The sequence below is a fragment of the Citrobacter sp. BIDMC107 genome (genome assembly GCF_001037575.1).
GTDB classification, from domain to species: domain Bacteria; phylum Pseudomonadota; class Gammaproteobacteria; order Enterobacterales; family Enterobacteriaceae; genus Citrobacter; species Citrobacter freundii.
Map to the genome: position 1 here is coordinate 3,815,440 of NZ_KQ089848.1, position 25,358 is coordinate 3,840,797.

The 25,358-nt window shown below is 54.2% G+C and carries 22 protein-coding genes; 19 read left to right on the forward strand and 3 right to left on the reverse strand.

Annotated elements, in window-relative coordinates; all coding sequences use genetic code 11:
• Positions 1-194: 194 nt before the first annotated feature.
• Both SK39_RS17735 and SK39_RS17740 read left to right on the forward strand, forming a co-directional pair.
• Complete coding sequence (locus tag SK39_RS17735; protein WP_048217268.1) at positions 195-833, forward strand: DUF1007 family protein; 639 nt, start codon at positions 195-197, stop codon at positions 831-833.
• Positions 824-1,804: a nickel/cobalt transporter gene (locus tag SK39_RS17740; RefSeq protein ID WP_003838430.1), complete on the forward strand. Its 981-nt coding sequence runs from the start codon at positions 824-826 to the stop codon at positions 1,802-1,804. Before SK39_RS17735 ends, SK39_RS17740 begins: the two co-directional genes overlap by 10 nt.
• Positions 1,805-1,826: 22 nt before the next feature.
• Here the strand turns inward: SK39_RS17740 and SK39_RS17745 are convergent, their stop codons facing one another.
• Together SK39_RS17745 and suhB are read right to left on the reverse strand one after the other, a co-directional pair.
• Positions 1,827-2,702: an alpha/beta hydrolase gene (locus SK39_RS17745; protein WP_032937895.1), complete on the reverse strand. Its 876-nt coding sequence runs from the start codon at positions 2,700-2,702 to the stop codon at positions 1,827-1,829.
• A gap of 159 nt (positions 2,703-2,861) precedes the next feature.
• Positions 2,862-3,665, reverse strand: coding sequence for an inositol-1-monophosphatase (gene suhB, locus SK39_RS17750; protein WP_003037670.1), 804 nt, complete (start codon positions 3,663-3,665; stop codon positions 2,862-2,864).
• A 118-nt stretch (positions 3,666-3,783) separates the two neighbouring features.
• Between suhB and trmJ the strand changes: the two genes are divergently transcribed.
• The 11 genes from trmJ (at position 3,784) to sseB (ending at position 12,533) form a co-directional block, all read left to right on the forward strand.
• The gene (gene trmJ, locus SK39_RS17755; protein WP_003838431.1) at positions 3,784-4,515 is read left to right on the forward strand and encodes a tRNA (cytosine(32)/uridine(32)-2'-O)-methyltransferase TrmJ; all 732 of its coding nucleotides are present in this window, start codon (positions 3,784-3,786) and stop codon (positions 4,513-4,515) included.
• Positions 4,516-4,688: 173 nt separating this feature from the next.
• On the forward strand, positions 4,689-5,180 hold the full coding sequence (gene iscR, locus SK39_RS17760) for a Fe-S cluster assembly transcriptional regulator IscR (protein WP_003037674.1): 492 nt from the start codon (positions 4,689-4,691) through the stop codon (positions 5,178-5,180).
• A 112-nt stretch (positions 5,181-5,292) separates the two neighbouring features.
• Complete coding sequence (iscS, locus tag SK39_RS17765) at positions 5,293-6,507, forward strand: cysteine desulfurase (protein WP_003838433.1); 1,215 nt, start codon at positions 5,293-5,295, stop codon at positions 6,505-6,507.
• A 25-nt stretch (positions 6,508-6,532) separates the two neighbouring features.
• Entirely contained in the window at positions 6,533-6,919 is a 387-nt protein-coding gene (gene iscU / locus SK39_RS17770) for a Fe-S cluster assembly scaffold IscU (protein WP_002913991.1), read from the forward strand.
• A 20-nt stretch (positions 6,920-6,939) separates the two neighbouring features.
• Positions 6,940-7,263 carry an iron-sulfur cluster assembly protein IscA gene (gene iscA, locus SK39_RS17775; RefSeq protein ID WP_003037681.1) on the forward strand — a complete coding sequence of 108 codons (324 nt, stop codon included), beginning with the start codon at positions 6,940-6,942 and terminating at the stop codon, positions 7,261-7,263.
• Between the two features lie 108 nt (positions 7,264-7,371).
• On the forward strand, positions 7,372-7,887 hold the full coding sequence (gene hscB / locus SK39_RS17780) for a co-chaperone HscB (protein ID WP_003838436.1): 516 nt from the start codon (positions 7,372-7,374) through the stop codon (positions 7,885-7,887).
• A gap of 15 nt (positions 7,888-7,902) precedes the next feature.
• Positions 7,903-9,753, forward strand: a complete 1,851-nt coding sequence (hscA, locus tag SK39_RS17785; RefSeq protein ID WP_003838439.1) for a Fe-S protein assembly chaperone HscA — start codon at positions 7,903-7,905, stop codon at positions 9,751-9,753.
• Between the two features lies 1 nt (position 9,754).
• Positions 9,755-10,090 carry an ISC system 2Fe-2S type ferredoxin gene (gene fdx, locus SK39_RS17790; RefSeq protein ID WP_003037690.1) on the forward strand — a complete coding sequence of 112 codons (336 nt, stop codon included), beginning with the start codon at positions 9,755-9,757 and terminating at the stop codon, positions 10,088-10,090.
• Between the two features lie 11 nt (positions 10,091-10,101).
• Entirely contained in the window at positions 10,102-10,302 is a 201-nt protein-coding gene (gene iscX, locus SK39_RS17795) for a Fe-S cluster assembly protein IscX (protein ID WP_003037694.1), read from the forward strand.
• Between the two features lie 61 nt (positions 10,303-10,363).
• Complete coding sequence (gene pepB / locus SK39_RS17800; protein ID WP_048217269.1) at positions 10,364-11,647, forward strand: aminopeptidase PepB; 1,284 nt, start codon at positions 10,364-10,366, stop codon at positions 11,645-11,647.
• A 109-nt stretch (positions 11,648-11,756) separates the two neighbouring features.
• Positions 11,757-12,533 carry an enhanced serine sensitivity protein SseB gene (gene sseB / locus SK39_RS17805; protein ID WP_048217270.1) on the forward strand — a complete coding sequence of 259 codons (777 nt, stop codon included), beginning with the start codon at positions 11,757-11,759 and terminating at the stop codon, positions 12,531-12,533.
• Between the two features lie 43 nt (positions 12,534-12,576).
• On the opposite strand, the gene sseA is transcribed toward sseB, so the two are convergent.
• Complete coding sequence (gene sseA, locus SK39_RS17810; protein ID WP_032937887.1) at positions 12,577-13,422, reverse strand: 3-mercaptopyruvate sulfurtransferase; 846 nt, start codon at positions 13,420-13,422, stop codon at positions 12,577-12,579.
• Positions 13,423-13,628: 206 nt separating this feature from the next.
• Here sseA and SK39_RS17815 point away from each other — a divergent pair, with 206 nt between their 5' ends.
• The 6 genes from SK39_RS17815 to ispG all read left to right on the forward strand — a co-directional run bounded on the left by SK39_RS17815 (position 13,629) and on the right by ispG (position 25,335).
• Positions 13,629-18,563: an alpha-2-macroglobulin family protein gene (locus tag SK39_RS17815; RefSeq protein WP_048217271.1), complete on the forward strand. Its 4,935-nt coding sequence runs from the start codon at positions 13,629-13,631 to the stop codon at positions 18,561-18,563.
• On the forward strand, positions 18,564-20,876 hold the full coding sequence (gene pbpC / locus SK39_RS17820) for a peptidoglycan glycosyltransferase PbpC (RefSeq protein ID WP_048217272.1): 2,313 nt from the start codon (positions 18,564-18,566) through the stop codon (positions 20,874-20,876).
• A 148-nt stretch (positions 20,877-21,024) separates the two neighbouring features.
• On the forward strand, positions 21,025-21,456 hold the full coding sequence (gene ndk / locus SK39_RS17825) for a nucleoside-diphosphate kinase (protein WP_003037710.1): 432 nt from the start codon (positions 21,025-21,027) through the stop codon (positions 21,454-21,456).
• 290 nt (positions 21,457-21,746) lie between these two features.
• Positions 21,747-22,913 carry a dual-specificity RNA methyltransferase RlmN gene (gene rlmN, locus SK39_RS17830; protein WP_003037713.1) on the forward strand — a complete coding sequence of 389 codons (1,167 nt, stop codon included), beginning with the start codon at positions 21,747-21,749 and terminating at the stop codon, positions 22,911-22,913.
• A gap of 284 nt (positions 22,914-23,197) precedes the next feature.
• A complete protein-coding gene (gene rodZ, locus SK39_RS17835) occupies positions 23,198-24,190 on the forward strand; it encodes a cytoskeleton protein RodZ (protein ID WP_003847106.1) in 993 nt (330 codons plus the stop codon).
• Between the two features lie 26 nt (positions 24,191-24,216).
• Complete coding sequence (gene ispG, locus SK39_RS17840; RefSeq protein WP_003838451.1) at positions 24,217-25,335, forward strand: flavodoxin-dependent (E)-4-hydroxy-3-methylbut-2-enyl-diphosphate synthase; 1,119 nt, start codon at positions 24,217-24,219, stop codon at positions 25,333-25,335.
• Positions 25,336-25,358: the final 23 nt, after the last annotated feature.

Here is a 25,358-nt window from a genome sequence, read left to right on the forward strand (position 1 = left end):
CATTTAACTTAAGATTTGACGCCGAAAAGGTGTTTGGGTGGAATTTCCCGAAGAAGAAATTAGCGAAATTGAGAACTGAATCGATACCGGAAAAGGGTGCTCAACTTTTTTTCGTTCAATGGTATCCTCGGCACACTTGCGCCAAATACGGCATCATTATTTGTGGCGGTGTTGATTTTTATCGTGGAGAACTCATGCAAGGCGTTAAACGTATCATTATGACGTTGTTTCTCGCTGTCCTGTCTTTTGGCGCAGGTGCGCATCCCCACAGCTTTATTCATCTGAAAACCGAAGTTGTGAGCGAAAATGATCGGTTCGTCGCGCTAAAAATGCGCTGGACGATGGATGAAATCACGTCGGCGGATCTGCTTTACGACGCGGGGGATGCTAAACCTGGTGATGAAATTTGGAAAAAACTGGCGGCGGAAGTGATGGCCAACGTTCTCGGGCAGCACTATTTCACCGAAGTGTGGCACGATGGGAAAAAGGTAAAGTTTAAAAACAGACCGACGGAATATGGCATGGCGCGTGAAGAACACCAGGCGGTGCTGACGTTCGTTCTGCCGCTGGCCGAAGCTCAACCACTGAGCGGTCAAAAATATACTATTTCAACCTTCGATCCGACCTACTACGTCGATATGAGCTATGACAAAGACAGCGACGCCCGGCTTTCGCAGACCATAAGCCAGGAATGCCATATTTCAATGCATACGCCGACGCCGAATGAACACATGTTGAGTTTTGCGCAGTCGCTGGATAAAGAAGACGCACCGCCGGAGGATATGGAGTTGGGTAAACAGTTTGCACAGACGGTGACGCTGCAATGTCAGTAGTTTATCAACAACGCGCAGCCAGACGCCGTTGGCTCACGCTATGGCCGCTGGCGGTCTTTTTGTTGCTGGCGACAGGCGGGGGGCTGTGGTTGTGGCAAGCCTGGCCTCAGGTAATGATGCACAGTGTCGTCTGGCAGCGCGACGTTAACCAGCAGATGAGCGGGTTGCTGAAAGCGGTTGCCGCGAACCCCACACGTGCGGGCGGATCTCTGCTGTTGTTTAGCTTTATATATGGGGTATTGCACGCATTGGGGCCGGGGCACGGCAAAATCGTCATCACGACCTGGCTTGCGACGCATCCGTCGAAGCTCAAGTCGAGCATTGGGCTGACGCTGGCGTCTTCCCTATTGCAGGGGCTGGTGGCAATAGGACTGGTGGTTGTAGTCCTCACGGTGCTGCAACTGCCTGCCCGACAGCTGCATATGAGCAGTTTCTGGCTGGAGAAAGGAAGTTATGCGCTGGTTGGCATGTTGGGCGTTTTATTGTGTGTCCGTGCGCTGAAGAAATTGCGCCAGCTGCTGATGCGCCCGAAATTCACCGCCTTTACGCCGCACCATGTGCATCACGAGGGCTGCGGCTGCGGGCATCAGCATTTGCCCAACCCGGAACAACTGCAAAGCGGCGATGACTGGCGCGCCCGGTTGATGATTATTCTCTCTATGGGCATGCGTCCCTGCTCTGGCGCAATTATGGTGCTGCTGTTCAGTAAAGTGGTTGGCGTCTTTAGCTGGGGTATGGCGTCGGCGTTGGCGATGGCGGCAGGAACCTCTTTGACGATTACGTCACTGGCTTTGCTGGTACATAGCTTTCGCTCATTGGCGGTGAAAATTAGCGGGCATAAAGCGCCGGTGCTGTGGCGACAGATTGGCTGGACGACGCTGGCGTTAGCCGGTGGTGCGGTGCTTATTGTTGCTGCGGTAGTGATGTGGATGAGCGCGGTGCCGGTAGGGCGAGGGATAAGACCGTTTTAAATCCCCATCCGTAGCGTAATTGTTATTGCGTCACTGCTTTACGAATAAAATCTATCGCTGCGTCACGATAATCATCGCCGTGGCGGCCAGAGAACGCATCAATATGTTCTCCTTCGGGAATAATGATTAGCTGTTTGGGTTCACGCGCCTGGGAAAACAGTTTTTCACTCTGTTGCCATGGAATGACGTGATCTGCCGTACCGTGGATCAGCAGTAACGGGATCGGCGCAATGCTGCTGATATTACGATCTGCACTATAGCGATCGTCGAGTAAAAATCCGCTCCCTGGGATCATGTGGTTGGCAATGGCAGAGTACGATGAAAACGTTGAATCGAGGATAATGGCTCGCACGCCCGCGCGATCGCCGTGTTGTTGATTTGCACAATCCATGCAATTGCCCACGGCGGCTAATACATTATTGCCCCCAAGACTTTGCCCCAGCAGCACCAGTCGCTCAGAGTCGACATCGGCGCGATGCCGCACATAGTCCATTGCGCTTTGCGTATCGTCCTGCAGGCCTTTTTGTGATGGCGTGCCCTCTGATTCGCCGAAGCTGCGGTAATCAAACATAAACACGTTAACGTTGCGTTCTGGCAACCAACTGACTAACGGCCAGTGCGCTGACATATTGCCGACGTTTCCATGGGCATGGACGACGGTGGCGATGGCGTTTTCTGCCGGCCCCGTAGCGGAAGGAATAAACCAGCCGTGTAAACGGGTACCGTCTTTGGCGGTAAAGAAAACGGATTCAGCAGTGGTGGGAGTTGGGCCGTATATTTCATTATCGGGATAATAAAAGGTATTGATCGCCACGCGGGGGAGTAAATAAATGCAGGCCAGGACGATAAACAACATAAAGAGATATTTGGCGCTGCGACGGATGCCCGGGATGGTCATGTGACTTCCTTGTTGCTTTCAGACAGTGGTAGTTCTGCCATTGGGTACAAAGAAATATCGTGTTAAAGCGTGAGGGGAAAGTAAAGCAAGAGGACGTTATTTAGGAAAAACGCTCGAGGAAAAGCACGGCGAATGAGAGGTCTCATCCGCCGAAGAGACTTAGCGCTTCAGCGCATCGCTCAGTTCGTCACGCATGTTAGCCAACATGGCTTTAACAACGCGCGGGTTACCTGCAACGATGTTGCCGGTTGCCAGGTAGTTATGACCACCTGTGAAGTCGCAAACCAGTGCGCCAGCTTCACGAGCAATCAGCTCACCTGCTGCGAAATCCCATGGTTTCAGACCGATTTCGAAGTAACCGTCAACGCGCGCAGCGGCAACGTAAGCCAGATCCAGCGCAGCAGAACCTGTGCGGCGGAAGTCAGCGCACTCGGTAAACATTTTGCCAAGAATTTTCATGTAAGAAGCGGCGTGCTGCTTCGCTTTGAACGGGAAACCGGTGGCGATGATGGTGCCGTCCAGATCGCGGGCGGTGCTGCCACGCAGACGATAGCCGTTCAGCTGTGCGCCCTGGCCGCGAGTGGCGGTGAACAGTTCGTTACGCATTGGATCGTAAACAACGGCGACTTCAGTACGGCCTTTAATGCGTACTGCGATAGATACCGCGAAGTGCGGCAGACGTTTTACGAAGTTGGTAGTGCCATCCAGTGGATCGATAACCCATTGAACATCCTGATCTTCACCTGCGTGCTCACCGCTTTCTTCGGTGATGATGGTGTGCTGTGGGTAAGATTTGCGAATAGTTTCGATAATAATCGCTTCGGCGGCTTTATCGACGTTAGTCACGAAATCATTGCTGCCTTTCTGGCTGGTTTCTACAGAGTCTGGGGTTTCGTAGTGTTTGGCAATTACATTACCCGCCTTGCGCGCTGCGCGCACGGCGATGGTCAGCATCGGATGCATCGGTCTCTCTCACTGGATGTTAAAGAACGGGAAAACGGCGCAGAGTATAGCAGCGAGTTCGGAATATGTCTTCGTTTTATGATAATATGCCCGAATAATCTTTAGCCGAAGAAATACAATGCTGCAAAATATTCGAATCGTGCTGGTGGAAACCTCTCACACTGGCAACATGGGCTCTGTAGCCCGCGCAATGAAAACCATGGGTTTAACCAATCTGTGGCTGGTAAATCCACTGGTTAAACCGGACTCTCAGGCCATCGCTCTGGCGGCAGGTGCCAGTGATGTAATCGGCAGCGCGCAGATCGTCGATACTCTTGATGAAGCGCTGGCAGGTTGCAGCCTGGTAGTAGGCACCAGTGCGCGCTCCCGTACGCTACCGTGGCCGATGTTGGATCCGCGTGAATGCGGTTTAAAAAGCGTCTCTGAAGCGACGAATTCGCCCGTAGCGCTGGTGTTTGGTCGTGAACGTGTTGGCCTGACGAATGAAGAACTGCAGAAGTGCCATTACCACGTCGCTATTGCCGCGAACCCGGAATACAGTTCGCTGAACCTGGCGATGGCGGTGCAGGTCATCTCTTATGAAGTGCGCATGGCCTGGCTGGCAACGCAGGAAAGCGAGAAGACCGCAGAATACGAAGAAGCTGAGTATCCGCTGGTCGATGATTTAGAGCGTTTTTACGGTCATCTGGAACAAACGCTGCTGTCGACCGGGTTTATCCGTGAAGGGCATCCGGGACAGGTGATGAACAAGCTGCGCCGTCTGTTTACGCGTGCGCGTCCTGAGAGCCAGGAGCTGAACATTTTGCGCGGAATTTTAGCTTCAATTGAGCAACAGAATAAAGGCAAGTAAACGTAACGCCTCCGGCAAGTAAAAATGGCACTGAAGGTTAAATACCTGACTAAATTAGTCAAGTAAATAGTTGACTGATTTAGTCGGGAATGTCAGACTTGCCCCTGCTATGCAATACCCCCATTTTACAATAAAAAACCCCGGGCAGGGGCGAGTTTGAGGCTAAGTAAGACATGAGACTGACATCAAAAGGGCGTTATGCCGTGACCGCAATGTTGGACGTTGCGCTCAACTCCGAAACGGGCCCGGTACCGTTGGCTGATATTTCTGAACGTCAGGGAATTTCCCTGTCATATCTGGAGCAGCTGTTTTCCCGTTTGCGTAAAAACGGTCTGGTTTCCAGCGTACGTGGACCAGGCGGCGGGTATCTGCTGGGTAAAGATGCCGGCAGCATCGCAGTAGGTGAAGTAATCAGCGCTGTGGACGAGTCTGTAGATGCGACCCGTTGCCAGGGCAAAGGCGGTTGCCAGGGCGGCGATAAATGCCTGACCCACGCGCTGTGGCGCGATCTGAGCGATCGTCTGACCGGTTTCCTCAACAACATTACGTTGGGCGAACTGGTGAATAATCAGGAAGTCCTGGATGTGTCTGGTCGCCAGCACACCCATGACGCTCCACGCACTAATCGTGCACAAGACGCGATCGACGTTAAGTTACGCGCATAATAAAAGTATTTTAGAATCAGGCCGGGGTGTTACACACCCCGTTAACTCGGTCGTACATCCAGCCGGTTGCCTGATTCCTTGCATTGAAGCGATGTACGGAGTTTATAGAGCAATGAAATTACCGATCTATCTCGACTACTCCGCAACCACGCCGGTGGACCCGCGTGTTGCCGAGAAAATGATGCAGTGTCTGACCCTGGACGGAAACTTTGGTAACCCAGCGTCTCGTTCACACCGTTTCGGCTGGCAGGCTGAAGAGGCGGTAGATATCGCCCGTAACCAGATTGCTGACCTCGTGGGCGCTGACCCGCGTGAAATCGTCTTTACTTCCGGTGCGACTGAATCCGATAACCTGGCGATTAAAGGTGCAGCCAACTTTTATCAGAAAAAAGGCAAGCACATCATCACCAGCAAAACCGAACACAAAGCCGTGCTGGACACCTGTCGTCAGCTGGAGCGCGAAGGATTTGAAGTCACCTACCTCGCCCCGCAGCGTAACGGCATTATTGACCTGAAAGAACTTGAAGCGGCAATGCGTGACGACACCATCCTCGTGTCCATCATGCACGTGAATAACGAAATCGGCGTGGTGCAGGATATCGCGACTATCGGCGAAATGTGCCGTGCGCGCGGCATCATCTATCACGTTGATGCGACCCAGAGCGTGGGCAAACTGCCTATCGATCTGAGCCAACTGAAAGTTGATCTGATGTCCTTCTCCGGCCACAAAATCTATGGTCCTAAAGGTATCGGTGCGCTGTACGTGCGTCGTAAACCGCGTATTCGTATTGAAGCGCAGATGCACGGCGGCGGTCACGAGCGCGGTATGCGTTCCGGTACGCTGCCTGTGCACCAGATCGTCGGCATGGGTGAAGCTTACCGTATCGCTAAAGAAGAGATGGAAACCGAGATGGCGCGCCTGCGCAGTCTGCGTAACCGTCTGTGGGACGGCGTGAAAGATATGGAAGAAGTGTATCTTAACGGCGATCTCGAGCAGGGCGCACCGAACATTCTCAACGTTAGCTTCAACTATGTTGAAGGCGAATCGCTGATTATGGCGCTGAAAGATCTGGCTGTATCCTCCGGTTCTGCATGTACTTCTGCAAGCCTGGAGCCATCCTACGTGCTGCGCGCGCTGGGGATGACCGACGAGCTGGCACACAGCTCAATTCGTTTCTCTTTAGGTCGTTTCACTACCGAAGAAGAGATTGACTACGCCATTAATCTGGTTCGCAACTCCATCGGCCGCCTGCGTGACCTTTCTCCGCTGTGGGAAATGTACAAACAGGGCGTGGATCTGAACAGCATTGAATGGTCACATCACTAATCGGTACCGATAAGGAGAATTCAGCATGGCTTACAGCGAAAAAGTAATCGATCATTATGAGAATCCACGTAACGTGGGTTCTTTTGACAACAGCGACGAGAACGTGGGCAGCGGCATGGTGGGTGCACCAGCCTGTGGCGACGTGATGAAGTTGCAGATTAAAGTCAACAATGAAGGTATCATTGAAGACGCGCGTTTCAAGACTTACGGCTGCGGTTCCGCTATTGCTTCCAGCTCTCTGGTTACCGAATGGGTAAAAGGGAAATCTCTGGACGAAGCACAGGCGATTAAAAACACCGATATCGCCGACGAGCTTGAACTGCCACCGGTGAAAATTCACTGCTCTATTCTGGCTGAAGACGCGATTAAAGCCGCGATTGCGGATTACAAAAGCAAACGTGAAGCAAAATAATTAAGAGTTGAGGTTTTATTATGTCGATTACCTTAAGCGACAGTGCAGCAGCGCGTGTAAATACCTTCCTGGCAAACCGCGGTAAAGGGTTTGGTCTGCGTCTGGGCGTGAGAACCTCCGGCTGCTCAGGTATGGCCTATGTACTGGAATTTGTTGACGAGCCGGCGGCTGAAGATACCGTGTTTGAAGACAAAGGCGTTAAAGTTGTGGTCGACGGTAAGAGCCTGCAATTCCTCGACGGTACGCAGTTAGACTTCGTCAAAGAAGGTCTGAACGAAGGGTTTAAGTTTACTAACCCGAACGTGAAAGACGAATGTGGATGCGGCGAAAGCTTCCACGTGTAACGCGCTTACCGATAACCCCACCGTGGTCGCCTGCGCGTGGGGTTTGTTTTACCTGACTCTCTGGTTTTGCTCCCGTGAACAACAGAGAATCGATGCCCTGAGAATGTTATGGACTACTTCACCCTCTTTGGCTTGCCGGCCCGTTATCAGCTCGATACTCAGGCGCTGAGCCTACGTTTTCAGGATCTACAACGTCAGTATCATCCTGATAAATTTGCCAGCGGTTCTCAGGCGGAACAACTTGCTGCGGTTTCGCAGTCCGCCACGATCAACCAGGCCTGGCAAACGCTGCGTCATCCTTTGATGCGCGCCGAATACTTATTGTCTTTACACGGCTTTGACATCCGTAGTGAGCAGCACACGGTGCGCGATACTGCGTTTCTGATGGAACAACTGGAGCTGCGGGAAGAGCTGGACGAAATTGAACAGGCAAAAGACAGTCAACGTTTAGATGCGTTTATGCAACGCGTCAGCGAAATGTATAACGTTCGTCATCAACTGATGGTGGAACAGCTGGATAGCGAGACGTGGGACGCAGCGGCAGATACCGTGCGTAAGCTGCGTTTTCTCGATAAACTGCGAAGCAGTGCAGAACAACTCGAAGAAAAACTGCTCGATTTTTAATTTCCGGAAGCGAAAATGGCCTTATTACAAATTAGTGAGCCTGGTCTGAGCGCCGCGCCGCACCAGCGTCGTCTGGCGGTAGGTATCGATTTAGGCACCACCAACTCCCTGGTTGCGACCGTACGCAGCGGCCAGGCCGAAACGTTGGCAGACCATGAAGGTCGCCACCTGTTGCCGTCAGTGGTTCACTATCAGCAGCAGGGTTATTCTGTCGGTTACGATGCCCGCGCCAATGCTGCGCTGGATACGGCAAACACCGTCAGTTCGGTAAAACGCATGATGGGCCGCTCTCTGGCGGATATCCAGGCGCGTTACCCGCATCTGCCATATACGTTCCAGGCAAGCGAAAACGGCTTGCCGATGATTGAAACCGCTGCCGGATTGCTTAATCCGGTGCGCGTCTCCGCGGATATTCTGAAAGCGCTGGCCGCGCGGGCAACCGAATCACTGTCCGGCGAACTGGACGGCGTGGTAATCACCGTTCCGGCTTACTTTGACGATGCACAGCGTCAGGGGACCAAAGACGCCGCGCGTCTGGCGGGCCTTCACGTATTGCGTCTGTTGAACGAACCGACCGCAGCTGCGATTGCCTATGGTCTGGACTCCGGTCAGGAAGGCGTGATTGCGGTCTACGATCTTGGCGGCGGTACTTTTGATATTTCTATTCTGCGCCTGAGCCGCGGCGTGTTTGAAGTGCTGGCGACCGGCGGTGATTCCGCGCTCGGCGGCGACGATTTTGACCATCTGCTGGCCGATTATATTCGCGAGCAGGCTGGCGTGGCCGACCGTAGCGATAACCGCGTACAGCGCGAACTGCTGGATGCTGCTATTGCAGCGAAAATCGCGCTTAGCGACGCTGATTCTGTAACGGTTAACGTGGCGGGATGGCAGGGTGAAATCACCCGTGAAACCTTTAATGAACTCATTTCCGCACTGGTCAAGCGTACGCTGCTGGCCTGCCGTCGCGCGCTGAAAGATGCGGGCGTGGAGCCGCAGGATGTGCTGGAAGTGGTGATGGTCGGTGGTTCAACTCGCGTGCCATTGGTGCGTGAACGCGTCGGTGAATTTTTTGGCCGTACGCCGCTGACTTCTATTGACCCGGACAAAGTGGTCGCTATTGGTGCGGCAATCCAGGCAGATATTCTGGTCGGAAATAAACCGGACAGCGAAATGCTGCTGCTGGACGTTATCCCGCTGTCCCTGGGACTGGAAACCATGGGCGGTCTGGTGGAGAAAGTGATCCCACGTAACACCACGATTCCGGTGGCGCGCGCGCAGGACTTTACCACCTTTAAAGATGGCCAAACCGCGATGTCCATTCACGTAATGCAAGGCGAGCGTGAGCTGGTGCAGGACTGCCGTTCACTGGCGCGTTTTGCGCTGCGCGGCATCCCGGCATTGCCAGCTGGCGGTGCACACATCCGCGTGACCTTCCAGGTGGACGCCGATGGCCTGCTGAGCGTCACCGCTATGGAAAAATCCACCGGCGTTGAGTCCTCAATTCAGGTCAAACCGTCCTACGGTCTGACCGACAGTGAAATCGCCTCCATGATTCAGGATTCGATGAGTTTTGCCGAGCAGGACGTTAAAGCCCGTATGCTGGCAGAACAGAAAGTCGAAGCGGCACGCGTACTGGAAAGTTTATCCGGTGCGTTGAACGCTGATGCCGCGCTGTTAAGCGCCGCAGAACGTCAGGCTATCGACACCGCCGCCGCGCATTTGAGCGAGGTTGCACAGGGTGACGATGTTGACGCGATAGAACAAGCCATTAAAAACGTAGACAAACAAACCCAGGAATTCGCCGCTCGCCGCATGGACAAGTCCGTCCGTAGCGCGCTGAAAGGCCATTCCGTGGACGAGGTTTAATATGCCAAAGATTGTTATTTTGCCTCATCAGGATCTCTGTCCCGATGGCGCAGTTCTGGAAGCTGAGACCGGCGAAACCATTCTTGACGTTGCCCTGCGTAACGGTATCGAGATTGAACACGCCTGTGAAAAATCCTGTGCCTGCACAACCTGCCACTGCATCGTACGTGAAGGTTTTGATTCTTTGCCGGAAAGCACAGAAGAAGAAGACGACATGCTGGATAAAGCCTGGGGACTGGAGCCGGAGAGCCGTTTAAGCTGTCAGGCACGTGTCACCGAGGACGATTTAGTGGTCGAAATCCCACGTTACACAATCAATCATGCACGTGAGCATTAACAGAGGGTAGTATGGGACTGAAGTGGACCGATAGCCGTGAAATCGGCGAGGCGCTGTACGACGCGTTCCCCGATCTCGATCCCAAGACCGTTCGTTTCACCGATCTGCACCAGTGGATCTGTGACCTGGAAGAGTTCGATGATGATCCACAGGCATCGAACGAAAAAATCCTTGAGGCCATTTTGCTGGTCTGGCTGGACGAAGCCGAATAAGTCAACGGGCTGCCCACGGGTGGCCCGTTTTCCTGTATGCGCGAAAATAAGGATAAATAAAATGACAGAAGCCATGAAAATTACGCTTTCCACGCAACCCGCTGATGCCCGCTGGGGTGAAAAGGCGACATACAGCATTAATAATGATGGCATTACCCTGCACCTGAACGGAAAAGATGACCTCGGCCTTATCCAGCGCGCCGCCCGTAAAATTGACGGCCTGGGTATTAAACATGTCCAACTGGGCGGTGAAGGCTGGGATACCGAACGTAGCTGGGCGTTCTGGCAGGGCTACAAAGGGCCAAAAGGCACCCGCAAAGTTGAGTGGGCCGCTCTGGATGAGGCGCAGCGCAAAGAGCTGGATAACCGCCTGAAAATTATTGACTGGGTGCGCGATACCATTAACGCCCCGGCAGAAGAGCTGGGCCCGGAACAGCTGGCGCAACGCGCAGTAGACCTGCTGTGCTCTGTTGCCTGCGATAACGTCTCTTACCGCATCACTAAAGGCGAAGATCTGCGCGAGCAGAACTACATGGGATTGCATACCGTAGGTCGTGGCTCCGAACGTCCTCCGGTGCTGCTGGCGCTGGATTACAATCCAACTGGCGATAAAGAAGCCCCGGTTTATGCCTGCCTGGTGGGTAAGGGAATTACCTTTGACTCCGGCGGATACAGCATCAAGCAAAGCGCATTTATGGACTCGATGAAGTCTGATATGGGCGGCGCGGCAACGGTGACCGGCGCGCTGGCGTTCGCCATCACCCGTGGTCTGAACAAGCGCGTGAAGCTGTATCTGTGCTGCGCGGATAACCTGATCAGCGGCAACGCCTTTAAGCTCGGCGATATTATTCACTATCGCAACGGTAAAAAAGTTGAAGTGATGAATACCGATGCCGAAGGGCGTCTGGTACTGGCCGATGGACTGATTGACGCCAGCGCGCAAAAACCAGAATTGATCATTGATGCTGCGACGCTGACCGGCGCGGCGAAAACTGCGCTGGGCAACGATTACCATGCGCTGTTTAGCTTTGACGATCAACTGGCTGCCCGTCTACTGGCAAGTGCGGCGCAAGAAAACGAGCCGTTCTGGCGTCTGCCGTTGGCAGAGTTCCACCGTAGCCAGCTGCCGTCTAACTTTGCCGAGCTGAATAATACCGGCAGTGCGGCCTATCCAGCGGGTGCTAGCACCGCGGCGGGTTTCCTGTCCCATTTCGTGGAAAACTATCAGCAAGGCTGGCTGCACATCGACTGCTCTGCAACCTATCGCAAAGCGCCAGTTGAACAGTGGTCTGCGGGCGCAACTGGTCTGGGTGTGCGCACGATTGCAAATCTGCTGATTGCCTGAACGGTGTTTTTGTAGGCCGGGTAAGCGAAGTGCCACCCGGCATTTTGCCTGATGGCGACGCCGTGCGTCTTATCAGGCCTACAACCCATATACATAATTTGTGATCTCTATGTCCGAAACGAAAAACGAATTAGAAACCCTGCTGGAGCAAGCGGCGACAGAGCCTGCGCATCGTCCGGCATTTTTCCGTACTTTACTGGAGTCTACCGTCTGGGTGCCGGGTACAGCCGCAGAAGGCGAGGCGGTGGTTGAAGACAGCGCCCTCGATCTTCAGCACTGGGAAAAAGAAGACGGCACGACCGTGATCCCGTTCTTCACCTCCCTGGAAGCTCTGCAGCAGGTGGTTGAAGATGAGCAGGCATTTGTCGTCATGCCGGTGCGTACATTGTTTGAAATGACGCTCGGCGAAACGCTGTTTCTCAACGCGAAACTGCCGACCGGCAAAGAATTTATGCCGCGTGAAATCAGCCTGCTGATGGGGGAAGAAGGGAATCCGCTCAGCACCCAGGAAGTACTGGAAGGCGGTGAATCGCTGCTCCTCTCTGAAGTCGCTGAACCTCCGGCGCAGATGATTGACTCGCTGACTACGCTGTTTAAAACCATTAAGCCGGTAAAACGCGCGTTTCTCTGCTCGATCAAAGAAAGCGCGGAAGCCCAGCCGAATCTGCTGATTGGTATTGAAGCGGAAGGGGATATTGAAGAGATCATCCACGCTGCGGGCAGCGTCGCGACCGATACACTGCCGGGTGATGAACCCATTGACATCTGCCAGGTGAGGAAAGGTGAGAAGGGCGTGAGCCACTTTATCACTGAGCACATCGCACCGTTCTACGAACGTCGCTGGGGCGGTTTCCTGCGCGACTTTAAACAGAATCGGATTATCTAAATTGTAAGCCGGATAAGCGAAGCGCTATCCGGCATTTCCAGCTTTATAATACCGGTTCTACCGGTAAATCGTTGCGAGCACCCCACTCGCTCCATGCGCCGTCATACAATGCGACGTTAGAAACGCCCAGCGTGGCAAGTGCCAGCACCACCACGGCAGCCGTTACGCCGGAGCCACAGCTGGCGATAATCGGGCGGTCAAAGCTCACGCCGTGACTGAAGAAAATAGCATCCAGTTCGTCGGTAGTTTTCAGCTCGCCGTCACGAACCAATTCTGTCCACGGTACATTAAGCGCACCGGGCACATGACCACGCTTCAGGCCAGGACGAGGTTCGTCAACTTCTGCGTTAAAACGCGCAGCCGGACGGGCATCGACGATCTGTGCGGTTTTTTCATGACTGGCCAGCAGTACATCGGTAACACGCACAACAGCGCCAGGCGTAAAGGCCACGTTAAATTCACCTTCAGGTAAATCCTCATCGCCTTCTTTGAGCATTAGATCATCGCGCTTCCAGCCTGCCAGACCGCCCGCCAGAATGGAGACATTTTCGACGCCAAATGTCCGCAGCATCCACCATGCGCGTGGCGCGGAAAACAGATTACCGTCATCGTAGATAACCAGATGCTTATCCTGATCAACGCCCAGCTCACGCATCGCAACGGCAAAAGCTTCCGGGCGCGGCATCATATGCGGTAGCGGTGAGGTATGATCTGAAAGCGCTTCAATATCAAAAAAGACTGCGCCAGGAATATGGCCCGCACGATACTCCTCGCCAACATCGCGATCTTCCTGTCCTGGAGGTGCCATCCGGGCATCAAGAATTTGTATTTCCGGGTCGTCAATGTGTTCGGCAAGCCAGTCGGCAGCGACAAAGAAGGCGGTGGTCATAGGCATCTCCATTTTTACCAGGTTTTGGCAAATTGTCGGATGTTTACCGTAAAGCGACAAGTAAAACAGGCTGATTTGTCAGGTGAATCCACATTAATCACTAAAATTAAGACAACGTTGTTCAGTTACTGACTTCCACCGCCGGAAATCTGACGCATAATAGTTGTTCTACGTAGCTAACGGGCCACTACGGCCAGGGATGAAAAATGAAACATTTACGCGTAGCGGCCTGCATGCTGATGCTGGCACTGGTCGGGTGCGATGATAATAACGAAAAATCACCGACGGCTGCGAAGCCTGATGCGCCTGCGCCACAGACAGCGCCAGCAAAAGATAAGGCTCAATTACAAAAACTGATGCAGCAAAGCCAGGGCAAGTCGCTGACGCTGCTGGATGCCTCAGAGGTCCAGCTCGACGGTGCGGCAACGCTCGTGTTGACCTTCTCCATTCCCCTCGATCCGGAACAAGATTTTTCCCGCGTCGTGCACGTTGTTGATAAAAAAAGCGGCAAAGTGGATGGTGCCTGGGAGCTGGCGTCAAATCTGAAAGAGCTACGCTTACGCCATCTGGAACCTAACCGGGAACTGGTCGTTACCATTGAGCGTGATTTGCTGGCGCTGAATAAAGCGACGTTCGCTATTGATTATGAAAAAAACATTACTACTCGCGACGTCCAGCCAAGCGTAGGGTTTGCCAGTCGCGGCTCGCTGCTGCCGGGAAAAGTGATTGAAGGGCTGCCGGTGATGGCCCTTAACGTTAATAGCGTAGATGTGAACTTCTTCCGCGTGAAGCCTGAGTCGCTCGGTGCGTTTGTCAGCCAGTGGGAATACCGCAATTCGTTGACTAACTGGGAATCTGACAATCTGCTGAAAATGGCGGAACTGGTGTATACCGGACGCTTTGACCTCAATCCTGCGCGCAACACCCGTGAGAAGCTGCTGTTGCCGCTGAGCGATATCAAGCCGTTGCAGCAAGCAGGTGTTTACATCGCGGTGATGAATCAGGCTGGACAATACAACTACAGTAATGCCGCTACGCTGTTCACGCTCAGCGATATTGGTGTGTCTGTACACCGTTACCATAATCAACTGGATGTCTTTACGCAGAGTCTGGAAAACGGCGCCGCGCAGCAGGGGATTGAGGTCACGTTACTCAATGAAAAAGGACAGACGTTGGCGCAGGCTGCCAGTGACGCTCAGGGTCATGTCAAACTGGAGACTGATAAAGACGCGGCTTTATTGCTGGCCCGCAAAGACGGGCAAACCACGCTGCTGGATCTGAAGCTCCCGGCGTTGGATCTGGCTGAATTTGATATTGCCGGTGCGCCGGGATACAGCAAGCAGTTCTTTATGTTCGGCCCACGCGATCTCTATCGTCCCGGCGAAACGGTGATCCTCAACGGATTACTGCGTGACAGCGATGGCAAAACGTTGCCCGACCAACCGGTGAAGCTGGAGGTCGTGAAGCCCGACGGACAAGTGTTACGCTCGGTGGTTAGCCAACCGGAAAACGGCTTGTACCGCTTTAGCTGGCCGCTGGACACCAACGCGCCAACCGGCATGTGGCATATTCGGGCTAATACCGGTGATAACCAGTCGCGGATGTGGGATTTCCACGTCGAAGATTTTATGCCTGAGCGGATGGCGCTCAATCTCACCGCCAATAAGATCCCGGTGGCACCAACTGATGACGTGAAGTTTTCGGTAGTGGGCTACTACCTGTACGGTGCGCCCGCTAACGGCAATGCTCTGCAAGGGCAGCTTTTCCTGCGCCCGCTGCGCGAAGCGGTGCAGGCATTGCCGGGGTTCCAGTTTGGTAATATTGCCGAAGAAAATCTTTCCCGCAGCCTCGATGAAGTTCAGCTCACGCTGGATGACCACGGACGCGGCGAAGTGACCACCAACAGCCAGTGGCAGGAGACGCATTCCCCGTTACAGGTGGTTTTGCAAGCCAGTCTGCTGGAGTCAGGGGGCCGTCCGGTGACGCGTCGGGTTGAGCAAGCCATCTGGCCTGCGGATACGCTGCCGGGCATTCGTCCGCAGTTTGCAGCAAAAGCCGTCTATGACTACCGCACCGATACCACCGTGAATCAGCCTATCGTTGATGAAAACAGCAACGCCGCTTTCGACATTGTGTATGCCGATGCGCAAGGCGAGAAAAAAGCGGTGTCCGGTTTGCAGGTGCGTTTGATCCGCGAGCGACGAGATTATTACTGGAACTGGTCTGAAGGCGAGGGCTGGCAATCACAGTTCGATCAAAAGGATCTGGTTGAAGGTGAGCAGACTCTGGATCTTAAGGCCGATGAAACCGGTAAAGTCAGCTTCCCGGTTGAGTGGGGCGCCTATCGTCTGGAAGTGAAAGCTCCGAATGATGCGGTGAGCAGCGTACGCTTCTGGGCCGGTTATAGCTGGCAGGATAACAGCGACGGCAGTGGGGCTGTGCGTCCCGATCGCGTGACGCTGAAACTGGACAAACCCAGCTATCGTCCCGGTGATACCATGAAGCTGCACGTTGCCGCTCCCGCTGCTGGCAAAGGTTATGCGATGGTGGAATCCAGCGAAGGCCCGCTGTGGTGGCAAGAAATAGACGTACCGGCGGATGGTCTCGATATCTCCATCCCAATCGATAAAACCTGGAATCGCCACGATTTGTATCTTAGTGCGCTGGTGGTTCGTCCTGGCGACAAGTCCCGTTCGGCAACGCCAAAACGGGCGGTCGGTTTACTGCATTTGCCGTTAGGTGACGAAAACCGTCGTCTTGCGCTGGCGCTGGAAAACCCGGCGAAAATACGTCCAAACCAGCCGTTGACCGTCAAGATTAAAGCCAGCGTCAAAAATGGCGACGTACCAAAACAGGTTAACGTGCTGGTCTCTGCCGTTGATAGCGGGGTGCTAAACATTACCGATTACGCCACGCCGGATCCGTGGCAGGCGTTTTTCGGGCAAAAACGCTATGGCGCGGATATTTATGATATTTACGGCCAGGTGATCGAAGGGCAAGGACGCCTGGCGGCGCTGCGCTTTGGTGGTGATGGCGATGAATTAAAACGCGGCGGTAAGCCACCGGTTAATCACGTCAATATTGTGGCGCAACAGGCGCTGCCGGTCACGCTTAACGATCAGGGCGAAGGTACGGTGACGTTACCTATCGGTGATTTCAACGGCGAGCTGCGGGTAATGGCGCAGGCCTGGACGACGGATGACTTTGGCAGCAGCGAAAGCAAAGTGATTGTCGCCGCGCCAGTAATTGCTGAGCTGAATATGCCGCGCTTTCTGGCGGGGGGAGATACGTCGCGCCTGACGCTGGACGTGACTAACCTGACTGACAAACCGCAAACGCTGAATATTAAGCTCGCGGCCAATGGTTTACTGGAGCTGATGGGGCAAGATCCCGCACCGGTAAATCTGGCGCCAGGCGTAAGGACTACGCTGTTTATTCCGGTGCGCGCGCGGGAAGGGTTTGGCGATGGCGAAATTCAGGCAGAAATTAGCGGTCTGACTTTACCGGGTGAAACGCTGCCTGTTCAGCATAAACAGTGGAAGATTGGCGTGCGTCCGGCGTTCCCGGCGCAAACCGTTAATAACGGTGTCGCACTTCAGCCGGGCGCGACCTGGCAGCTTCCGGGCGAAGAACTGACCAATTTCTCCCCTGTGACGATGCAGGGGCAACTGCTGTTCAGCGGTAAGCCGCCGCTAAACCTGGCGCGCTATATCCGCGAACTGAAAGCGTACCCTTACGGTTGTCTGGAGCAAACGGCGAGCGGGTTGTTCCCATCCTTATACACCAACGCAGCGCAATTGAAGGCGTTAGGTATTGTGGGCGACAGCGATGAAAAACGTCGCGCGGCAGTTGATATTGGGATTTCCCGTTTAGTGCAGATGCAGCGTGATAACGGCGGTTTTGCGCTGTGGGATAAAAACGGGTCGGAAGAGTACTGGCTGACCGCGTATGTCATGGATTTCCTCGTCCGGGCAAATGAACAGGGCTACAGTGTCCCGGTAGAGGTGATTAACCGGGGCAACGAGCGGCTACTGCGCTATTTGCAGGATCCGGGCATGATGTCGATTCGCTATACCGACGACTCTTCAGCAAGCCGGTTTGCCGTACAAGCCTACGCCGCGTTGGTTCTGGCACATCAGCAAAAAGCTCCGCTCGGCGCATTGCGTGAGATCTGGGAGCGTCGTGCGCAAGCAGCCTCTGGTTTACCGCTGTTACAACTGGGGATCGCGCTGAAAAATATGGGCGATGCCAACCGCAGTGAACAGGCGTTGACGCTGGCCCTGAATACACCGCGCCGCGATACGCAACAGTGGATGGCGGACTACGGCAGTGCGTTACGGGATAACGCGTTGATGCTGGCCTTGCTCGAAGAGAACAAGATCAAACCTGACGTGCAGAATACGCTGCTGAACACGTTGTCAGAACAGGCCTTTGGACAGCGCTGGCTCTCGACGCAGGAAAATAATGCGTTGTTCCTTGCCGCGCGTACGTTACAGGATTTGCCTGGTACGTGGCAGGCGCAAACGTCACTCTCGGAACAACCATTAGCAGGGGATAAATCGCTAACCCGCAATCTGGATGCCGATGCGCTGTCTACGCTGAGCGTCACCAATACCGGTAATCTACCGCTGTGGTTGCGTCTGGATGTGAGTGGTTATCCACAAACCGCACCGACGCCTGCCAGCAACGTTTTGCGTATTGAGCGGCAAATCCTGGGAATTGACGGAAATAGCAAATCGCTGGATTCGCTGCGTAGCGGCGAACTGGTGCTGGTCTGGCTGGAGGTAAAAGCCAGCCAGAACGTGCCGGATGCGCTGGTGGTCGATTTACTGCCAGCAGGACTGGAACTGGAAAACCAGAATCTGGCCAACGGCAGTGCCAGCCTGCAGGATAGCGGCAGCGAAGTGGCGAATCTGCTCAATCAGATGCAGCAGGCAGATATCCAGCACGTTGAGTTCCGTGACGATCGCTTTGTCGCCGCGGTGGCGGTCAACGAAGGACAACCGGTTACGCTGGTGTATCTGGCGCGGGCGGTAACGCCGGGGACCTACCGGGTTCCTGTCCCGCAGGTGGAATCAATGTATATTCCGCAGTGGCGCGCGACCGGTGCGACAGAGGGACTTTTGATTGTCAGACCGTAAATGATACGCGGGTTGGGTAAACGCGGCTGCTGGCTCTGGCTGGCAGCCGTTGCACTATTGTTTGTGGCGGCGGTTTGGGCGGCAGATAAAATCTGGCCGCTGCCGCTGCACGAAGTCGATCCGGCGCGGGTCGTGGTGGCGCATGATGGTACGCCGCTGTGGCGCTTCGCCGATGCGGATGGTATCTGGCGGTATCCGGTAACGATTGATGAGGTGTCGCCCCGCTACCTTGAGGCGTTAATTAACTACGAAGACCGCTGGTTCTGGAAGCATCCCGGCGTCAATCCGTTTTCAGTACTGCGCGCGGCATGGCAAGACCTCTCCTCTGGGCGTGTGGTTTCTGGCGGCAGTACGCTCACCATGCAGGTCGCACGATTACTCGATCCCCATCCGCGAACCTTTGGCGGCAAGTTTCGCCAACTCTGGCGCGCATTGCAGCTGGAATGGCATCTCTCCAAACGCGACATCCTGACACTGTATCTTAACCGCGCGCCGTTTGGCGGTACGCTGCAGGGCGTGGGGGCGGCAAGCTGGGCTTATCTTGGTAAATCACCCGCGCAATTGAGTTACTCCGATGCCGCGCTGCTGGCTGTTTTGCCACAGGCGCCGAGCCGTCTGCGTCCGGACCGCTGGCCGGACCGTGCTGAAGCGGCGCGTAATAAAGTGCTCGAACGTATGGCGACCCAGGGCATTTGGCCTGCCAGACAGGTGCAGGAGTCGCGTGAAGAACCGGTCTGGCTGGCGCCCCGGCAAATGCCGCAGTTAGCACCGTTATTCTCGCGCATGATGTTGGGAAAAAGCCGAAGCGATAAAATCGTGACTACCCTTGATGCCGGATTGCAGCGTCAACTGGAAGAGCTGGCGCAAAATTGGAAGGGGCGCTTACCTGCGCGCAGTTCGCTGGCGATGATCGTGGTCGATCACACCGATATGAGCGTGCGTGGCTGGGTGGGGTCGATAGATATGAATGACGACTCCCGTTTTGGTCATGTGGATATGGTGAATGCGATCCGTTCGCCTGGCTCGGTGCTGAAGCCGTTTGTTTATGGCCTGGCGCTGGATGACGGACTCATTCATCCCGCTTCGTTATTGCAGGATGTCCCGCGGCGAACCGGGGACTATCGACCGGGGAATTTTGACAGCGGTTTTCATGGCCCGGTGAGCATGAGCGAAGCGCTGGTGCGCTCGCTGAATTTACCCGCCGTGCAGGTACTCGAAGCCTATGGCCCGAAGCGTTTTGCCGCATCGTTACGTAACGTCGGCTTACCGCTGTATCTGCCCGCAGGGGCTGCGCCGAATCTGTCGCTGATTTTAGGTGGCGCGGGGGCAAGGTTGGAAGATATGGCCGCAGCGTACAGCGCCTTTGCCCGCCAGGGAAAAGCGGGAAAACTGCGTCTGCAGCTGGGTGATCCACTACTGGAACGTCCGTTGATGTCGGCGGGCGCGGCGTGGATTATTCGCCGCATTATGGCTGACGAAGCGCAACCGCTGCCGGATAACGCGCTGAGCAGAGTGGTCCCTCTGGCGTGGAAAACGGGTACCAGCTATGGCTATCGCGATGCCTGGGCGATTGGCGTTAATGCGCGTTATGTGATCGGTATCTGGACCGGCAGGCCCGACGGTACGCCAGTTGTGGGGCAGTTTGGTTTCGCCAGTGCCGTGCCGTTGCTCAATCAGGTCAACAATCTTTTGCTCTCTCGCGGGACAAATCAGCCGGAAGATCCACGCCCTGAATCCGTGAGTCGTGGTGTGGTGTGCTGGCCGGGCGGGCAATCTCTTGCCTCCGGTGACAGCAACTGCCGTCGCCGTCTGGCAACCTGGTTACTGGATGGCAGTCAGCCGCCAACGTTATTATTGCCCGAGCAGGAAGGGGTTAATGGCATTCGTTTTCCTGTCTGGCTGGATGATGAAGGCAAACGTGTGGCGGCGGATTGCCCGCAGGCGCACGAGCAAACGTTAATCGTTTGGCCGTTGCCGCTGGAGCCATGGCTACCGGAATCAGAACGTCGTGGGGCGAGATTACCGCCAGTTTCTGCCACATGTCCGCCGCTGGGACAAGACGCTTCGCAGCCGTTGCAGTTGACAGGCATTCGTGATGGCGCGATTGTGAAGCGTTTACCCGGTTCTGCTCAAGCCTCATTGCCGGTGCAAACCAGCGGTGGGAGCGGTGAACGCTGGTGGTTTCTTAACGGTGAAAGGCTGGATGAACGCGGACGTCGTCTTACGTTACGGCTGGCGACTAAAGGGGATTATCAACTGCTGGTGATGGATGATGCAGGCCAGGTAGCGACGGTGAGATTTTCGATGCAGTAGACCAGTTAGTGACTGTTTGTTGCTAAAATTCATCTTATTTTAAAGAAATGTTACCTTCATCAATAGTCAATTGCCGGGATGCTCTTTATAATCCGCGCCAGGTCGTACATCTATATAGACAACAACAGAACACATTACAGAGGTTATCATGGCTATTGAACGTACTTTTTCCATCATCAAACCAAACGCGGTGGCAAAAAACGTTATTGGGAGCATCTTTGCGCGCTTTGAAGCAGCAGGGTTCAAAATCGTCGGGACTAAAATGCTGCACCTGACCGTTGAGCAGGCGCGTGGTTTCTATGCTGAGCACGATGGCAAACCGTTCTTTGACGGTCTGGTTGAATTCATGACCTCTGGTCCGATCGTTGTTTCTGTTCTGGAAAGCGAAAATGCCGTACAGCGTCATCGCGATCTGCTGGGCGCAACCAACCCAGCGAATGCGCTGGCCGGTACTCTGCGTGCAGACTATGCTGACAGCTTCACCGAGAACGGTACTCACGGTTCCGACTCCGTTGAGTCAGCGGCGCGCGAAATCGCCTATTTCTTTGGTGAAGGTGAGGTTTGCCCGCGCACTCGCTAATCTCCTGCGTCTTTCACGTCGCAGATGCGTTGGCTGCATTCGTTTACCCCGGTCACATAGTTTTCTATGCTCCCGGGGATGCTCGAACTTGCCGCCTTCCTGCGACGCGAAATCCTTTGGAGATGAATTAGCGATTTACATATTATTTTCGCTAATGCTTCGTGCAAACGTGGCATCCCTGCGCCAGACTTTGTACAATGCAACGCCCCGGAAGAGCAGATCGCTTGCCGGGGCGTTTCTTTTTAACCCTCCACGGGCCACAACGTGTAACAACGAGGCCGGAAAAAATTATGTCTGAATTAGTTAACACCTCTGAAGTCGTCATTCCTGCGGTTCCAAATAAAAATGGAAAAATTAACCTGCTGGATCTGAACCGTCAGCAAATGCGAGAATTCTTCAAAGAGATGGGCGAAAAACCGTTTCGTGCCGATCAGGTCATGAAGTGGATGTACCACTATTGCAGCGACAACTTTGATGACATGACTGACATCAATAAGGTGCTGCGTAACAAGCTGAAAGAAGTGGCTGAAATTCGCGCCCCGGAAGTGGTGGAAGAGCAGCGTTCTTCTGACGGTACGATCAAATGGGCTATCGCTGTTGGCGATCAGCGCGTTGAAACGGTGTATATCCCGGAAGACGATCGTGCGACCCTGTGTGTTTCTTCACAGGTCGGTTGCGCATTAGAGTGTAAATTCTGCTCTACGGCGCAACAGGGCTTTAACCGTAACCTGCGGGTATCGGAGATCATTGGCCAGGTCTGGCGCGCGGCGAAAATCGTCGGCGCGGTCAAAGCAACGGGCGTGCGTCCTATCACCAACGTGGTGATGATGGGGATGGGTGAGCCGCTGCTCAACCTGACCAACGTAGTGCCGGCGATGGAAATCATGCTGGATGACTTCGGTTTTGGGTTGTCCAAGCGTCGCGTCACGCTCTCCACCTCGGGCGTTGTCCCTGCGCTGGATAAGCTGGGTGATATGATTGACGTCGCGCTGGCGATTTCTCTGCATGCGCCGAACGATGAAATTCGTGACGAAATTGTACCGATCAACAAAAAGTACAATATCGAAACATTCCTTGGCGCGGTTCGTCGTTATCTGGAGAAATCCAACGCTAACCAGGGCCGTGTGACCATTGAGTATGTGATGTTAGATCACATCAATGATGGCACTGAACACGCGCATCAGCTGGCAGAACTGCTGAAAGATACGCCGTGTAAGATCAACCTGATCCCGTGGAACCCGTTCCCGGGCGCGCCGTATGGCCGTAGTTCTAACAGCCGTATCGATCGTTTCTCTAAAGTGTTGATGAGCTATGGTTTCACCACCATTGTGCGTAAAACACGTGGCGATGACATCGATGCAGCCTGTGGTCAGTTGGCGGGCGACGTTATCGACCGTACCAAGCGTACTTTGCGTAAGCGTATGCAGGGCGACGCTATCGACATTAAGACCGTTTGATGTTGGCGCACTACGGTATAATTCTTGTACCGTAGTGCAACGTAAGCCATATGAGGTTTTTTGTTGTCGTCGTCAGGTCAATAATAACGGTGCGTTTTTGTCGACTTTAAGGCAGTATGTAACGGCGTAACAAGTGTTTAGCCCTCAGGTTTACGCCGTTTTGTCATTGATAGTCTGACCGTTTTATACTGTCTGACGAAGGTTAACTGACCAGATGTTTCGCGGTGTGGGTGAGCATTGTGGCTCGCCGGCATCAGAACCCAAATATTACGCAGCTGTAGCGAATGAATACTGAAGCCACGCACGACAAAAATGAAACACTATCCACCGGCATTCGTCTGCGCAATGCCCGTGAACAACTCGGATTCAGCCAGCAGGCAGTCGCGGAGCGACTTTGCCTGAAGGTCTCCACGGTACGCGATATTGAAGAAGATAAGGCGCCAGCCGATCTTGCTTCAACATTCCTGCGCGGGTATATCCGTTCTTATGCGCGTCTGGTGCATATTCCTGAAGAAGAACTGTTGCCAGGGCTGGAAAAACAGGCTCCGATTCGTCCTGCCAAAGTCGCACCGATGCAGAGCTTCTCGCTCGGTAAGCGTCGTAAGAAACGCGACGGCTGGTTAATGACCTTTACCTGGCTGGTACTGTTTGTCGTTGTCGGACTGACTGGCGCCTGGTGGTGGCAGAACCATAAAGCGCAGCAGGAAGAGATCACCACCATGGCCGATCAATCCTCCGCTGAGTTGAATGCCGGTAAAGAGGGTGCGCAGAATGTACCGTTAGATACCAGCGCTGCAGCAAGCCCGGATACCACGTCGGCTGTTGAAAATGGCGCGGTAACGGATTCAGCGCCAGCGCAACAAGATACCGCAGCGGCTCAGGCCCCGGCTGCTGATGCGCAACAAAACGCCGTCGTTGCCCCTTCTCAGGCTAACGTCGATACTGCAACCACAGCGCCAGCTACCGCGGCACCGCTGCCGACCGATCAGGCAGGTGTGACTACACCTGCAGCCGATCCTAACGCGCTGGTGATGAACTTTACCGCCGATTGCTGGCTGGAAGTCACCGATGCGACCGGTAAAAAACTGTTCAGCGGGATGCAGCGTAAAGATGGCAATCTGAATTTGACCGGTCAGGCACCGTACAAACTGAAGATTGGTGCTCCGGCGGCAGTGCAGATTCAGTTCCAGGGTAAACCTGTCGATCTGAGTCGTTTTATCAGAACTAACCAGGTTGCGCGTCTGACCGTTAATGCCGAACAATCACCGGCTCAGTAACAGACGGCAATGCGGGAGATTTTTTAATGCATAACCAGGCTCCAATTCAACGTAGAAAATCGACACGCATTTACGTTGGGAACGTGCCGATCGGCGATGGTGCGCCCATCGCCGTACAGTCTATGACTAATACGCGTACCACGGACGTGGAAGCGACGGTTAATCAGATTAAAGCGCTGGAACGCGTAGGCGCAGACATTGTTCGTGTCTCTGTACCGACAATGGATGCCGCAGAAGCGTTCAGGCTTATCAAACAGCAGGTTAACGTCCCGCTGGTTGCCGATATACACTTCGACTATCGTATCGCACTGAAGGTGGCGGAATACGGCGTTGATTGCCTGCGTATTAACCCAGGTAATATCGGCAGTGAAGAGCGTATTCGCATGGTGGTGGATTGCGCTCGTGATAAAAATATTCCTATCCGTATCGGCGTCAACGCCGGATCGCTGGAAAAAGATCTGCAGGAAAAATACGGTGAACCGACGCCTCAGGCGCTGCTGGAATCCGCGATGCGCCACGTGGATCACCTCGATCGTCTGAACTTCGATCAATTCAAAGTTAGTGTTAAAGCGTCTGACGTTTTCCTCGCCGTAGAATCCTATCGCCTGCTGGCGAAACAGATCGATCAACCGTTGCATCTGGGGATCACCGAAGCTGGTGGCCTGCGTAGTGGTTCGGTGAAGTCCGCGATCGGCCTTGGCCTGCTGTTATCTGAAGGGATCGGCGATACGCTGCGTGTTTCTCTGGCGGCCGATCCGGTGGAAGAGATCAAAGTTGGTTTCGATATCCTGAAATCGCTGCGCATTCGCGCGCGCGGGATCAACTTCATCGCTTGCCCAACCTGTTCGCGTCAGGAGTTTGACGTTATCGGTACGGTTAACGCGCTGGAGCAACGCCTGGAGGATATCATTACGCCAATGGACGTTTCGATCATCGGCTGCGTAGTAAACGGCCCTGGTGAAGCGCTGGTTTCTACGCTGGGCGTGACGGGCGGTAACAAGAAAAGCGGCCTGTATGAAGACGGCGTGCGTAAGGACAGACTCGATAACGACGACATGATTACGCAGCTTGAAGCCCGCATTCGTGCCAAAGCAAGTATTCTGGACGAAGCGCGTCGTATCGACGTGCAGCAGCTTGAAAAATAACAACGTGATGGGAAGCGGCATGC